General features: G+C 72.1%; 10 protein-coding genes. 8 read left to right on the top strand and 2 right to left on the bottom strand.

Features of this window, described 5'->3' with window-relative positions:
• Window positions 1-110 precede the first annotated feature (110 nt).
• From J2S43_RS30130 to J2S43_RS30100, 7 genes are all read left to right on the top strand, one after another.
• Window positions 111-812, top strand: a complete 702-nt coding sequence (locus J2S43_RS30130; protein WP_306834949.1) for a response regulator transcription factor — start codon at window positions 111-113, stop codon at window positions 810-812.
• Between the two features lie 6 nt (window positions 813-818).
• Window positions 819-2,441, top strand: a complete 1,623-nt coding sequence (locus tag J2S43_RS30125) for a sensor histidine kinase (protein WP_306834948.1) — start codon at window positions 819-821, stop codon at window positions 2,439-2,441.
• A gap of 81 nt (window positions 2,442-2,522) precedes the next feature.
• On the top strand, window positions 2,523-4,106 hold the full coding sequence (locus tag J2S43_RS30120) for a trypsin-like peptidase domain-containing protein (RefSeq protein ID WP_306834947.1): 1,584 nt from the start codon (window positions 2,523-2,525) through the stop codon (window positions 4,104-4,106).
• Window positions 4,107-4,319: 213 nt separating this feature from the next.
• Window positions 4,320-7,547, top strand: a complete 3,228-nt coding sequence (locus J2S43_RS30115; RefSeq protein ID WP_306834946.1) for a M50 family metallopeptidase — start codon at window positions 4,320-4,322, stop codon at window positions 7,545-7,547.
• Between the two features lie 23 nt (window positions 7,548-7,570).
• Complete coding sequence (locus tag J2S43_RS30110) at window positions 7,571-7,786, top strand: hypothetical protein (RefSeq protein ID WP_306834945.1); 216 nt, start codon at window positions 7,571-7,573, stop codon at window positions 7,784-7,786.
• A gap of 2 nt (window positions 7,787-7,788) precedes the next feature.
• A complete protein-coding gene (locus tag J2S43_RS30105) occupies window positions 7,789-8,646 on the top strand; it encodes a hypothetical protein (RefSeq protein WP_306834944.1) in 858 nt (285 codons plus the stop codon).
• Between the two features lie 138 nt (window positions 8,647-8,784).
• Window positions 8,785-9,453, top strand: coding sequence for a DUF6082 family protein (locus J2S43_RS30100; protein WP_306834943.1), 669 nt, complete (start codon window positions 8,785-8,787; stop codon window positions 9,451-9,453).
• Here the strand turns inward: J2S43_RS30100 and J2S43_RS42300 are convergent.
• Window positions 9,450-9,647 (bottom strand): DUF397 domain-containing protein, encoded by a 198-nt coding sequence (locus J2S43_RS42300; protein ID WP_370881669.1) that lies wholly within the window; start codon window positions 9,645-9,647, stop codon window positions 9,450-9,452. The two genes, J2S43_RS30100 and J2S43_RS42300, sit on opposite strands and share 4 nt — an antisense overlap.
• A gap of 235 nt (window positions 9,648-9,882) precedes the next feature.
• On the opposite strand from J2S43_RS42300, the gene J2S43_RS30095 reads away from it, so the two are divergent.
• Complete coding sequence (locus J2S43_RS30095) at window positions 9,883-11,208, top strand: ABC transporter ATP-binding protein (protein WP_306834942.1); 1,326 nt, start codon at window positions 9,883-9,885, stop codon at window positions 11,206-11,208.
• A gap of 74 nt (window positions 11,209-11,282) precedes the next feature.
• Here J2S43_RS30095 and J2S43_RS30090 read toward each other — a convergent pair whose 3' ends face one another.
• Window positions 11,283-14,288 carry a PxKF domain-containing protein gene (locus J2S43_RS30090; RefSeq protein ID WP_306834941.1) on the bottom strand — a complete coding sequence of 1,002 codons (3,006 nt, stop codon included), beginning with the start codon at window positions 14,286-14,288 and terminating at the stop codon, window positions 11,283-11,285.
• Between the last annotated feature and the right edge of the window lie 400 nt (window positions 14,289-14,688).

The following is a 14,688-nucleotide window of genomic DNA, read 5'->3' as shown; positions in this document are numbered from 1 at the left end:
TGGTGGGGCGGCTTCGGACGTACCATCGAGGGCTCTGGGTCTTGGGTTTTCACAGACTGTTCTCAGTGGGTCTCCAGAAACCCCCCAGAACAGCGCGTAATGATGTCGGCATGGCCGCAACACAGACTGAGGCACGACTGCTCGTCGTCGAGGACGACCCGAACATTCTGGAGCTGCTGTCGGCCAGCCTGCGTTTCGCGGGCTTCGACGTCGCCACCGCGATCAGCGGCAGTGCGGCGGTGGCGGCGGCCCGGGATCGGCGCCCCGACCTGGTCGTGCTCGACGTGATGCTGCCGGACCTGGACGGGTTCGAGGTCATCAAGCTGATGCGGGAGGGCGGCACGCGCACGCCGGTCGTCTTCCTGACCGCGCGGGACGCGACGGACGACAAGATCCGCGGACTCACGCTGGGTGGCGACGACTACGTCACCAAGCCGTTCAGCCTGGAGGAGCTGACCGCGCGCATCCGCGCGGTGCTGCGCCGGACCAGCGCGACGGCCGAGGAGAGTTCCCGGCTGACCTTCGCCGATCTGGAGCTGGACGAGGAGACGCACGAGGTCTACCGGGCAGGCAACCGGGTGCAGCTGTCGCCGACCGAGTTCAAGCTGCTGCGCTACCTGATGCTGAACGCGAACCGGGTGCTCTCCAAGGCGCAGATCCTCGATCACGTGTGGAACTACGATTTCCGCGGCGACGACAACATCGTCGAGTCGTACATCTCCTACCTGCGGCGCAAGGTCGACACCACGCAGCCCCGGCTGATCCACACGCTGCGCGGTGTCGGCTACGTGCTCCGCAAGCCCGCGCAGTAGGCGACGATGAAGGCCCGCCTGCGCAGCACCCCGCTGCGGCTCAAACTCGTCGCGAGCGTGCTGGTGCTGGTCGGCGTGGCGCTCATCGTGATCAGCGTGAGCAGTGCGTACTTTTTGCGCTCCTACCTGGTCCGGCTCGTCGACGACCAGCTGCACCAGATCGCGAACGACGCGAACGCGGCCGCCATGTTCGTCAACGGCGGCGAGGTCACGGTCCCGACCGACTACTACGGCCGGGTCACCGCGGTGAGCGGTGTCGGCAAGGACCCGGTCTACGACGGGCACCTCGGGCTGGACGACCTTCCGCCGCAGGTCGAGGGCCGCGAGGAGATAACCGCGGTGGCCGGCGAGGCGTACACGGTGAAGTCGATCAATGGCAAGATCCGCTGGCGCATGCTGGTCCAGGAGCTGCCGAACGGCGAGGTCCTGCACATCGGGGAGAACCTGGGCCAGGTCGACCTCGCGGTCAAGCGGCTGATCTGGATCGACGGCCTGGTCGGTGGCGCCGTGCTGATCATGCTGGCCTCGATCGGCGCGGGCATGGTGCGGGCCAGCCTGCGGCCACTCGACCAGATCGAGCAGACCGCGGGCGCGATCGCGGCCGGTGACCTGAGCCGCCGCGTGCCCGACCCGGAGCCCGGCATCGAGGAGCCGCAGAGCGAGCTGGGCCGGCTCTCCCGCGCGCTGAACGGCATGCTCACCCAGATCGAGGCCGGTTTCGCCGCGCGCGCCGCGTCCGAGGCTGCGGCCCGGTCCGCGGAGACCATCGCGCGGGACGCGGCGCTGCACGCGCAGGCGTCCGAGGCGCGCGCACTGAACTCGGAGTCGCGCATGCGCCAGTTCGTGGCGGACGCGTCGCACGAGCTGCGCACGCCGCTGACCACGATCCGCGGCTTCGCCGAGCTGTACCGGCAGGGCGCGGCCACCGACGCGCCGAAGCTGGTGCGCCGGATCGAGGACGAGGCCGCGCGGATGGGCCTGCTCGTCGAGGACCTGCTGCTGCTGGCCCGGCTGGACCGGGAGCGCCCGCTGGCGCTGAACCCGGTGGAGCTGCCGGTGCTGGCCGCGGACGCGGTGCAGGCCGCGCGCGCGATGGCGCCGGACCGGACGATCACGCTGGACATCGCGCCCGGCTCCGGGCCGCTGGTGGTGACCGGCGACGAGTCCCGGCTGCGGCAGGTCTTCGGCAACCTGATGACGAACGCGCTCACCCACACGCCGGCGGACGCGTCCGTCACGCTGCGGCTGCGCGCGGAGGCGGACGCGGACGGGCGGCGGGTGGCCGGCGTGGTCGAGGTGACCGACACCGGTGGCGGGCTGACCCAGGAGCAGATCGACCGGGTGTTCGAGCGGTTCTACCGGGCGGACGCGGCCCGCACCCGGACCGCGGCCGGCACGATCAGCACCGGGCTCGGCCTGGCGATCGTGGCGGCGATCGTCTCCTCGCACGACGGAGTCGTCGAGGTGGAGAGCACGCCGGGTGACGGCGCCACGTTCCGGGTAAGACTGCCGCTGGTGCCGACCGAGCTCGACGCGGACTCGGACGACGCCGACGATGAGCTGGAAGACTTCCTGGAGGATGAGGGGGCCAGCGTGGTCGCGTCGGATATCCGCCCTGATAAGCCCTGATATATCCCCGGTTTTGAATTCACAGTTAACCTTCAGGGCGATTTCAGGGCCGTCGCAGATGTCGGCGGGAAGGTGGGAGACATGAACGAGCACGAGACCACCCCTGAGGGGCAGCAGGCCCCCGCCGGAGAGGCGCAGGGGACCCCCGCCGAGGGCTACCGGCACCCGGCCGAAGGGCTGCGGGGGCCGTCCGGCTCGAGTGACGAGACGGCGCGGCCCCACCAGGCCGAGCCCGTCACCCAGCCGGTGCCGACCAATCTCGTCCCGCCCGCCGCCGGCCCCGGCAGCGCCGGGCGCCCCGGCTACGGGCAGTACCCGCCGAGCCCGTGGGCCGCCCCGGCCGTCGCCCAGACGTCGCAGATGCCGCCGGCGGTCGCGCCGACGAGCGCGCAGCCGACGTCGGCGCCGGCCTCGCAGTGGGCGCAGCAGCCGGTCGCGGCCGGTGCCTACCAGCCCGGTGCCTACCAGCAGCCCGGCGGTTATCCCGGCCAGGGCCACCCCGGCCAGCCCGGCGTTCCGGGCCAGCCCCCGGTGCCGCCGTGGGCGGGCGGGCCGGTGGGCCCGGTGCCGCCGCCGCAGTCGCAGCCCGGTGACCGCCGGTTCGGCCGGTTCGCCGCGACCGCCGCCGCGGCCGTGGTGCTGGCGCTCGCCGCCGGCACGGTCGGCGCGGTCACCGCGAACGCGATGGACGACGACACCCCGGGCGTCAACACGACGAACACCGCCAACGGCGAGCCCGCACCGGTCGTCGACCGCTCCTCGCTCGCCTCGATCGCGGCCGCGGTGCAGGACAGCGTGGTCTCGATCACCACCGACACCGGCGAGGGCTCCGGCGTCGTGCTGACCGAGGACGGCTACATCCTGTCCAACAACCACGTGGTCGGCGGCGCGCAGGGCGGCAGGGTCACCGTCGTCTTCGCCGACGGCACCAAGGCAGAGGCCCAGGTCGTGGGTACGGATGCGCGTACCGACCTCGGTGTGGTCAAGGCCGAGGGCGTGTCCAACCTGACCGCGGCGAAGTTCGGCGACAGCGCGGCCGTGAAGGTCGGCGACACCGTGCTCGCGCTGGGCAGCCCGCTCGGCCTGCAGGGCTCGGTCACCGCCGGCATCATCTCGGCCAAGGACCGGACCATCCAGGTCGCCGGCGAGGAGGAGCAGAGCCCGTTCGGCGGTGGCCAGCAGCAGGCCGGCCAGTCCATCGCCGGGCTGTTGCAGACCGACGCGCCGATCAACCCGGGCAACTCCGGCGGCGCGCTGGTCAACACGAACGGCGAGGTGATCGGCATCAACACCGCGATCGCCACCTCCGGCCAGGGCAGCGGATCGATCGGCCTCGGCTTCGCGATCCCGAGCAACAAGGCCAAGGAGGTCTCCGAGGCGCTGAAGACCGGGCAGAAGGTCAGCCACCCGTTCCTCGGCGTCAGCCTCACCGAGGCCGAGGGCGGCGGCGCGCTGGTCAGCAGCGTCAGCGACGACAGCCCGGCGCAGAAGGCCGGCATCCAGCGCGGCGACGTGATCACCCAGATCGACGGCAAGGCCGTGAACAGCTCGGACGACGTGATCACCGCGGTGCAGGCCGGCAAGGTCGGCCAGCAGATGACGGTCACCTACAAGCGCAACGGCAGTGAGAAGACCGCGACCGCGACGCTCGCCGAGGCGTCCTGACGCACCCGGAGCCGCACCAGGGCGGGGCTCGCCCCGCCTGCTCCCCACGTGGCGGGCGACATGACCGAGGGGGTTGGTCATGTCGCCCGCCACACCTGTGTGCGCCGGCCAACGCTCGCCTCTATCGGTCATGGCGCCCGGTCGATACTCTTCCTGGCGGGGCGGCGGGCCCCAGGTGACAGGGGGTCACCAGGCGAAAACGGAGATCCTGCAGTGTCGATCGTTGAAACACGGCTGAGCGTCTGGGAGGCACTCGCCGGACGCGCTCCCGGCCAGCCGATCGGGCCTGGGGACACGGACGTGTGGTCCGCGGTCATCGACCGGATCAACCCGGCCCGGGCCCGGCCCGAGCTGCGGGCCGGCATCGAGACCGCGGAGCTGACCAGCGTCCGGGGCGTGCCCTACGTGATGCTCCGCTCGCCCGACGACGCCGGGCCCTCCGGCTACCTGCGGCTGAGCCCGGAGGAGTGGCAGCTCGCGGAGCTGATGGACGGCTCGCGGACCGTCGCCCGGCTGGTCGCGGAGTTCGCCCACATATCCGGCCGGCTCGCGCCCGACCAGGTCCGCCGGCTCGTCGCCGACCTGGCCGCGAACCGCATGCTCGGTGAGCTGCCGGTCGACGTGTTCGGGCCGCTCGAGCAGGTGCGCCGCCGCCCGCTGGCGCTGCGCCTCGGCGCCGGCCTGCTGGCCGCCGCGCGCGGCCGGCGGATGGCCGTGGCGAACGTCGACCCGATCGTCGACGCGCTCTACCGCTTCGGCGGCCGGTTCTTCTTCACGCCGATCGCGGCCGTGCTGTTCGGCATCGTCGCGCTGGCCGGCTTCGGCCTCTTCGCCTGGACCTGGTGGCGTGGCGATGCCTCCCTCTTCGTCTCGAACGGCTCGTTCCTCCTCGGCGCGATCGTGCTGCTCGCGCTCAACGTCGTGGCGCTCGCCGCGCACGAGCTCGGCCACGCGCTGGCCACCAAGCACATGGGCCGGCGCGTCCCGGCGGCCGGCTTCCTCGTCTACTTCGGCATCCCGTCGGTCTTCGTGGACACCAGCGACGTGTGGATGGCCGGCCGCCGCGCCCGGCTGCGCACCACGCTCGCCGGACCGGCCGCGGGCCTGGTGCTGGCCGGCTCCGCGCAGATCGTCGGCCTGATCTTCCCGGCCGTCGCGCCGCTCGCGTTCAAGCTGGCCTTCGCGTGGTACCTGAACGTGCTGTTCAACGTGAACCCGCTGCTCGCGCTGGACGGCTACTACCTGCTGATGGACTGGCTGGAGATTCCGAACCTGCGGGCCCGCGGGCTCGCGTTCGTGACCGGCCGCCTGCGCCGCCGCGCGCCGCGCTGGAGCGAGCTGGACGCGGAGGGGCGGCTCGTCGCGCTCTACGGCACGCTCGCGGTGCTCTGGCTGGTGATCGCGGCGAACGTGTTCTACCGCGTCTGGGCCGACCGGGTGCAGGGGCTGGTCGCCGGCCTCTGGCACGGCGGCTTCGGGCCCCGGCTGCTCCTGCTGCTGGTCGTCGGCGGGCTGTGCGCGCCCCTGGCGTACCTGCTGGTGGGTTGGCTCTCCCGCCGCCTGCGGCGGTTCCGCGAGATGCGGCGCGAGCGGAAGCGGGCCGAGGACACGCCCCGGCGGCTGCACGCGCTGAACCGTTCGATGCTCGGCCGGCTCCCCGCGGAGGTGCTCACCCGGCTCGCCCGGCAGGCGCACTGGGAGCGCCCCGGCGACGGCCGTCAGCTGGTCTCCGCCGGTGGCGCGCAGCCGAAGGTGTTCGTGGTGATCGAGGGCGCGCTCCAGGGCCGGCGCCCCGGCGACCCGGGCGGCATCCTGCGCCAGCACGCCGGCCCCGGCTCCACGGTCGGGCTGGACGCCGCGCTCGCCGGCGCCCCCGCCGCCCTCGACTGGTACGTTGCCGGCGACGCCGTGCTGCTCGCGATCCCGTCCACCGCGGTGGCCACCGCGATCGGCCCGCTGCCCGGCCCGCCGCCCACCGACCGGGCGTACGCGGAGGCGCTCTTCGACGACACCCCCGCGCTGACCGGGCTCTCCCCCGAGGGCCGGATGGGCATGCTCGCGTCCGCGCGCTCCTCCGCGGTCAACCCCGGCGAGGCGGTCCGGCTCGACGGGCCGACCGACGCGGTGATCATCGAATCCGGCGCGATCGTGCTGCCGGACGGCGGGGAACTGCGGCGCGGCACCATGATCGGACCGGTCGGCGAGGGCTACCCCGGCCCGGTCGCGGTCGCCCGCACGCCGGTCCGGCTGTGGACGATCCCGGCGATGGCCGGCGCCTCGGCCACGTTCGCCGGCAGCTCGTCGTTCGAGGGCGCGGACCGGCCGCCGCTGCGGCCCTCGGTCGGCGTGCACTCCGACGGCGACTACCCGCCGCTGGCCGCACCGCCCGGCATGCCGCCGGGCGGCGTCGACTACGGGCTGGACGGCCGGTTCGAGCGCCGGCTCTGGTGGCTGGTGCTGCTGCTCCTGCTGCTCGCGTTCGCGCTGACCGCCGCGCAGCTGCGGCCCGCGCCGGCGTGGGCGGAGATGCCCGCCGACCGGGTGCTGCTCACCGCGGAGACCGGCTCCGTCGACGTCGGCGTGGCCGGGCGGATGGTCACGCTCGACGAAGGCGGCCGCTATCAGCTGCCGGTCGGAGCCCAGGTGTGGGTCGGCGCGCAGTCGCGGGCGTCGCTGACGTTCCGGGGCGGCGCGTTCTCCGTGCTCTGCGCGGGCAGTAACGCCGAGGTCCGCGACCTGCGCACGGACGGCGACCGGACCCGCACGCCGTACGGCGGCCTGGAGCTGAGCGAAGGGCGGATCCTGTCCGACACGGACTCCACCAGCGGCGCGTTCCGGCCGCTGTCGCTGGAGATCTCCAGCGCGCGGATCGCGGTGACCAGCACCGCACCGGCTTGGTACGCGGTGGAGAACGGCCAGGCCGTGGTCTCCCGCGGCGAGGTGCTGGTGGACCGGGTGACGCAGCCGGAGACGCGCGGCGACCTGGACTGCGGCGACGGTCTCCCGGACCCGATCCCGACGCCGTCCGGCTCCCCGACTCCCACTCCGTCTCCCTCCCCGTCTCCGTCTCCGTCGGCTTCGCCCTCGCCGTCCCCGTCCCCGTCGGGCTCGCCGACGCCGTCCGCGCCCGGCTTCGTGGTGCCGACCGACGATGACGATGACGACGACAACGGCGGGGGAGTGGTGCCGCCTCCGGTGACCCGGTCGCCGACGCCCGGCAGGCCGCCGACACAGCCGTCGCCGGTACCGTCCCGGACCACGCAGCCGCCGGCGCCGACGACGCCACCGGCCGACCCGACACCGACGACGCAGTCACCGCCACCTGAGGGTGAACCCACCATCTCCAGCGGTACGTTCACCCCGTCCGTACCCGCGGAACAGTCCTCGGTGCCGGCGGTCTCTTCCGTGCCGTCGGTCGCCGAGACCGTGATCCTGTTCTGACGCCGGTGCCCTGAGGAGGCCACGTGCTCTGCTGGTTCTGCGCCAAGGCCGCGCGCGGCTCCTGCCGGTTCTGCGGCCGGGGCGTGTGCGAGGACCACGCGCGCTTCGGCCCGTACCTGCTGGAGGTCCACCGCTCCGACTCCCGCCGCCGTGCCGAGGGTCTGGTCGTCGACGACGCGCTGCAGTGCGGGGCCTGCCACCCCCGTCCACAGCCGGTCCCGATGCCCGAGCTGGACTGACCGTGCCCGGCTTCGACGACGCCCTGGAACGCCTGGTCATCGACCCGGCGTTCGCCACCGCGCTCGCCACCGACCCGGATCACGCCCTGGCCGGCTACACGCTCTCCCCCGACGAGGCAGCACTGCTCCGCAGTCAGATCTCCACGGGTACGAGCGACACCGGCCACAGCACGGTCGAGTCCCGCACCAACCAGTCCAGCCTCTTCGGCCTCTTCGGCGACATCTTCCCGACCGCCGACGGCGCCCCGGCCGGCGGCATAGCCGGTGCGCCGGCCGGTTCTTCCGCGGGCGGCGCCGGGTTCGGCCCTGGCCCGGCCGCCGACAGCGGCTTCGGCCCGGCCGTTATCGGCTCCGGCTCGGCCGGCTCCGGCTCGGCCGGCTCCGGTCCGGCTGGTTTCGGCCCGGCCGGTTCTGGGTCGGCCGGTTCTGGGGCGGTCGGCTTCGGCCCGGCCGGCTCCGGCCCTGAGATGTCCCTGCACGGCACCGGCCCCGGCGCGCTGCCCTCCGACCCCACGACCGGCTTCGGCACCGCCGACGACCGGGGCTTCGGCGACGCCACCACGCAGTTCCTCGGCGAGGCCCCACCCCCGGTCCCCGACGGCTACCGCACCCGCGTCGACGCGGACGGCGACGGCACCTGGGACCCGCACAGCGTCCGCGGCCGGCCCGGCCGCGGCGTCGAGATCCTGGCCGACCGCGACGGCGACGGCCGCACCGACTTCACCGGCCACGACATCGACGCCGACGGCCTCATCGATCACGCCGGCCTCGACACCGACCACGACGGCATCCCCGACATCCACCTGACCGACACCGACGGCGACGGCTGGCTCGACACCCCCACCCCACCCCGCTCCTGACGCTCCCTGGCCATGCGATTCCCGCTGATGGCAGAGCCATTGTTTTGGCGACCGTCGATAGAGTGAGGCCGGAGAATCGGCGAGCCTTTGTGAGGTCCGGTGCGGTGGCTTCGGGGCAGGCGGGGATCGGCGATCGCCGTGCTTCTCTCCGGCCTCGCCCTGCTGTTCCTGCTCGCCCCGATCGGTTTCATGCTCGCCTTCTCCGGAATGCCGGGCACGGCCGTCGACCGGATGAGCCAGATCGGCCAGGCATACGGTGGTCTCTCCGCACTCCTCTCCGGCGGCGCGACCTTCGGCGTGGTCATCGCGCTGGTCATGCAGACACGCCAGATCAGGATGTCGCAGGCTCAGGGCATCCGGATGATGCAGATCGAACTCATGAAGATTCTGATCGAGCACCCCGATGTCCGCCCCCGGCCCCCGCTATTCGATCCGGACATGCGCGCCCAGCATCGGCGGGACATCTTCACCAATCTGATGTACCGGTACCTGGAGCACGGCTACGAGATCGGATATCTGCCCGATGAGGCGATCCGTCTAGAAATGATCAATCAGTTCAGCGTTCCGGACATCCGGCGCTGGTGGGAACTCGTGCGCGGCACCGTGTCCAAAGCCGCGCACAACGAGCACCAACAGCGGTTCTTCGCTATCGCGGAGTCTGCTTTCGAGTCGGCCGTCGCCGAGACGGCGGAGCCGGAGGTGGCGCGGCCACGGCGCCGGACGACGCGGATGTGGATTGGCGCCGGCGGCGTGACCGCGTTGATCCTGGCGGGTGCGTGCGCGGTCCGCCGTCGCCGTCGCCGCTAGGCCGTCTTGAGAGCGGTGATGAATGTGGACCAGTCGTCGGTGGGGAAGCTGATCAGGACGCCGGGAGCGGTGCTGTCCCGCACGTAGACGCTCCCCGATCGGATGCGATCCGTGTCGACCTCGACGCAGTTGGCGGTCTCGCACCGCCGCGATCGGCGGAAGCCGCGGCCGATTTCGACATGACTTGCGTTCATATTAGGGATACTTCCAGATTTGATGGAGACGGATGGGGATTCTGCCAAACGACCGAAGCTAGATCGATCCGGCCGTCCGGCGGATACGGCACACGATGCCACCATTCGGGGTTGGGCCGAGGTTGTTCTCGTGCTCGTACGGGTGATTGGCACGGGCGAACCGCTCGGCGCGGGGAGAGTGCCGTCTGTCGATGTGGGGTGGCGGGGGTGGGGAAGAGCGCTTCACCATGTCGGCATGACGGCCGTGGGGCTCGACCACCTGGGGAAGGTGTTCGATGACGGGACCGTGGCCGTGGAAGATCTGTCGCTGGAGATCGCGGACGGCGAGCTGGTCGTGTTTGTGGGGCCGACCGGGTGCGGGAAGTCGACCGTTCTGAGGCTGGTGGCGGGGCTGGAGACGCCGACCGCGGGGCATGTCCGGTTCGGTGGTCGGATCGTCGATCAGCTGCGCACCCGGGACCGGAACGTGGCGATGGTGTTTCAGCACTATGCGCTCTATCCGCACCTCACGGTGGCGCAGAACATCGGGTTTCCGCTGCGGTCCGCGCCGGGCGTGTCCGAGCTGGTGGCGCGGGCGGCGGCGCGGCTGGGGCTGAGCGACGTGCTGGACCGGCGGCCGGCACAGCTGTCCGGCGGGGAGCGGCAGCTGGTGGCGATGGCCCGGGCGCTGGTCCGGCAGCCCCGCGTGTTCCTGCTGGACGAACCGCTGGCGCACCTGGACGCGGGCCTGCGGGCTGAGCTGCGCGGCGAGGTGGCCGCGACCGCGCGCCGGATCGGCGTGACCACGCTCTACGTGACGCACGATCAGGCGGAGGCGCTGGCCGTGGCGGATCGGGTGGCCGTGCTCCGGGACGGCGCGCTTCAGCAGGTCGGCACGCCCGCGGAGGTCTACGACGATCCGGCCAGCGTGTTCGTCGCGGCGTTCCTCGGCGCGCCCCGGGCGAACCTGTTCGAGGGCGCGGTCTATCCGGTGGACGGGCGGGTGGCGGTCGACCTGGGCAGTCAGGTGCTGACGCTGCCGGCCGATGACGCGCGCGCGGCGGCGCTGCTCCGGCACGGGCGGATCACGGTCGGCCTGCGCCCGGACGCGCTGCGCACCGCGACGCCCGCGCAGGCCGACGGCGCGAGCCTGCGGGGACAGGTCCGGCACGTCGAGCATCACGGCCACGAGGGCATCGTCCACCTGGACGCGGGCGGCCTGCCGACGCCACCGGCCCAGACCATGATCGGGACCGCGGACCCGGCGCACCTGGCCGGGCTGCTCGCCGACCCGCCCGATCCCGGTCCTCGCCGCGGCGTCATCGGCCGCCTGCTGCCACGCGCCGCCACCCCCGCGCATCCCCGCTACGGCCTCCACCCCGCATACGAACCCTCCGCGGACGCCGTCCCCGACGACGGCGACCTGGTGGTCCGCGTGCCCACGGCCGCCGGCCTGCCCAGACCCGGCGAGAACCTGACCATCGCCGTCGACCTGGACCGCCTGCTCCTCTTCGACTCCACCGGCACCCGCATCCGCGCACAGCCGCGCGGCACCGAAGCTCCGCAGAGCCGAAAGCCCTGATCGGGGCGAGACCCGATCAGGGCTTTCGACAGCCGGTGGCCGGGACCGCCGCACGGCGGCCCCGGCCTGGCACGTCAGCGGAAGTCGAACGTCGCCACGTGCGTGCTGCCGTCCCGCAGCGGAAGGCTGAAGGTGCGGCAGGTGCCGGCCCACCGCGGGTCCGTCACCCAGTAGTAGGTGTACGTGTCCCGCACCTTCTCGTAGAGCAGCACCACGAGTCCGGCGTTCGCCGGCGAGGAGCCGCCGATCGTGGCGCCGGTCTTGCAGTCGACCCGGACGCTGCTCGGCGCGCCCTTGATGATGTCCAGCCCCTGGTTGCCGCCGAGGCTGAACCTCATCGGCACGATGCCGCCGGGCTTGAGCTTCGTCGCGCCGGTCGGCTTGACCGGTGCCTGGAAGCCGCCGAACGCGTACCGCGTGATCGTGAACGTCCGCGTCGACGACTCGAACGACTCGCCGCCGGCGTCGTCCTTGACCGCGAGCGTGACCAGGTAGGTGCCCGGCTCGGCGTAGGTGTGGGAGGCGGTGGTGCCGACGGCGGTGCTGCCGTCGCCGAAGTCCCACAGGTACTCGACGATCCTGCCGTCCGTGTCCCGGCTGCCGACGGCGTCGACGGTGACGGTCCGTCCCGACTGGCGTGCGTTCAGCTTCGGAGCCGGCAGCTTGTTCGCGACCTTCTCCTCATCGATGATCAGCCGGGTCTCCTCGCCCTGCGGGTCCACGTCCGCGCCGTACAGCGAGACGGTCCAGGTGCCCTTCTCCGGCTTGTCGACCAGGTACGTCTCGTACGTCGGCCCGACCATGTGGCGCACGTCGGACGCGGTCGTGGTCCGGGTGATCACCCGGCCGGACGGTGATCGCAGGCTCATCACCACGTCACTGCCGGGCCACCGGGTGGAGAAGCTCGCCGAGGTGCCGTTGGTCACCCGGTAGCCGTGCGTGATCGTCTGTCCGGGGTGGACGGAGTACGCGGTGCCCAGTGGCACCTGGTTGACGACGCCGTTGATCGCGTCGGCGATCTTCCGGTGTCCGGACGCGGTCGGGTGGTACGACTCGCTCTGGGCGGTCTCCCACTTCGGCGGCCAGTCGGGCGTCAGCACGACACCGTTGAGGAACGGGTCGCTCGATCCGCTGCACAGCTCCGCACCGTTCGGCAGGTTGTAGGCGTCCACGAACTGGCTGCCCATGCTCACCGCGGCCCGGCTGATCGCGTCGTTGAGCAGGCGGATCTGGGCGTTGATCCAGCGCTGGTCGGTCATCCGGATGCCCGCGCAGAAGTTGTCGCTGGCCGAGTTGCTGCGACCGCCCTCCACGTAGAACCGGGGGTATCCGACGACGACCACTCGCGCGTACGGTGCACGGTCGCGGACCTTGTCGTAGACCTCCTGGAGCCGGGTCAGCCCGTTCGCCTGTCGCGTGGTGAGCGCCGTGAGGTCGGCCTCGACCTGGCGGGCGAACTCGCCCTCGCAGCTGTGATCGGACCAGTCCCAGACCATCTCGTCGGAGATGCTCTCCAGGATGCAGGACTGCAGGATCGAGGAGAACCGCATGTCGTTGCCGCCGATCCCGATGGTGACCAGGTCGGTGTGGTCGGCCAGCCAGTCCAGCTGGCTCCAGCCGGTGACCTTCGGGTCGCTCCACGGCGGGCGGCTGGTGCTGACCGTGCGCGACTCCAGGTCGTCGATCACCGCACCGCTGCACGCGCGGAAGTAGAGGTGCATGTCCTTCGCGACGCCGTCGCGCTGGAGGAGCCTCGGGTAGGCGTTGTCCGACCGGTGGCACAGGTTGATGCCGGGCAGGTCGGTTCCGACCTGGTAGTCGTACGCGCCCTCGCCGGACTGGAACGAGTCGCCGAGCGCCACGTACCCGTCGAGTTCCTGCTCCGGCTCCTCGATCGGCGTGGTCGGCTCCGGCGTCGGAGACGTGTCCGGGTCCGGGTCAGCCGGCGTCGTCGGCGGTGCGGGCATCCGGACCGCGCCGTGCACGGCCAGCAGCGCCGACGGCTGCGGGGTACCGGCCCAGGCCGCGCCGTAGTCGGCGATGTAGAGGCTCGTGCCGTCCGTGGCCAGGCCGGACAGGTAGTGGAAGTAGCGGGCGTCGGGGTACCAGGAGCCCTCGCTGTTCCCCTCCGGCGTGCCGTAACCGCTGGCGAAGGAGCCTCGCTCGCCGGTGGTCTTGTGCAACCAGCCGACTTCGTTCCAGTCGTAGAAGCCCGGGGCGATGAAGAAGAAGTAGTCGCCGACGGAGAGGACCTGACCGTCCCAGTACGGTCCGTTGCCCCGGTCGGTGATGTCGCCGTCCGCGGACCAGTTGAATGCGTACGGCATCGGGGTGCGCTCGCCGGTCACGCGGTCGATCCGGTGCATCCTGGTGCGGCCCCAGGCCCACACGTGGTCGTCGTCCGCGACGACCACGTCGAACGCCTCCGGCACCGTGGCCAGCTGCCGGGTGACGCCGGTGGCCAGGTCACGGGCGAAGATCTCCTGCGACGTGGTGAGTGGATCCGAGCCGTGGTCCCAGCTCCCGGTGTAGAGCGTGCCGCCGCGGACGTTGACCGACCACGGCACGCCGTAGCCGTCGCTGCCACCCACGTCGGAGAGCGTCTCCGTCGCGCCGGTCAGCGGGTCGACGCTGCGCACGCCGCAACCCTGGTCCCGCACGTAGAGCCGGCGTCCGTCGGTGCCGACCATGATCGGTTCGAAGATCGCGCCGGCCGTCTTCGGATGGTTCTCGCCGCCGAATCGTGCTGCGGCGCCGGTGCCGCCGTCGGCGCATCCCCGCTCGCCGGCCACGCCGGCGACCGTGGTGACCGCACCGGTGGCCGGGTCGACCCGGACGATCCGGCTGTCGGCCACCGAGTAGGCCGACCCGCCGACGAACGTCAGGCCGCCGAGCGTGGTCAGTCCTTCGCTGGTGTCTACCGTGTCGACGACCCCGCGGACGTCCGCGGCCGGTGTCTTCCAGGACACCGGGACGGGAGTCGCGGTGGCCGCCGCTCCCGAGGCCGGGGGTGAGACGAACCCCGCCATGAGCACCACGACGCCCGCGACGGAGACTCCGCCGATCAGTCGCCGCGCCATGGCAGGCCGGACACTTCCGAACATGCACACCGCCTGTGACGTAAATGTGAACAGGCTGGCAAATATATGAAATATCGGAAATGCGGTTAAGGTCCATTCGACGGAGCGGGTCTGTCCGCGCGGATCACCGGGCGGCGCGGAACGGCCATTTTCCGGCGCGGCGATCGGGCGGAGAACCCAGGACCGGACAAACCGTCGCGGGTACGGCGTGCGTGCGCAAGCTGTGAGGATCCCCTCCGGCCGTACCCCTCAGGAGCGCACGCCGACCGGAATCCCCGCACTCCGGAACCCGCCAACTCGGCTCTCCACCGGCTCCGAGCCGGTGTCCGTGTGTGGTCACCACCAACCGCGCGGATCCCGCCGCCGGCCGCCTTCAGCCTCGCCTGCGTCTCGTCCGTGA

Source organism: Catenuloplanes nepalensis (genome assembly GCF_030811575.1).
Classification (GTDB): domain Bacteria; phylum Actinomycetota; class Actinomycetes; order Mycobacteriales; family Micromonosporaceae; genus Catenuloplanes; species Catenuloplanes nepalensis.
Note: the sequence above shows the minus strand (reverse complement) of the source record. Positions and strands in the feature narration are given on the sequence as shown.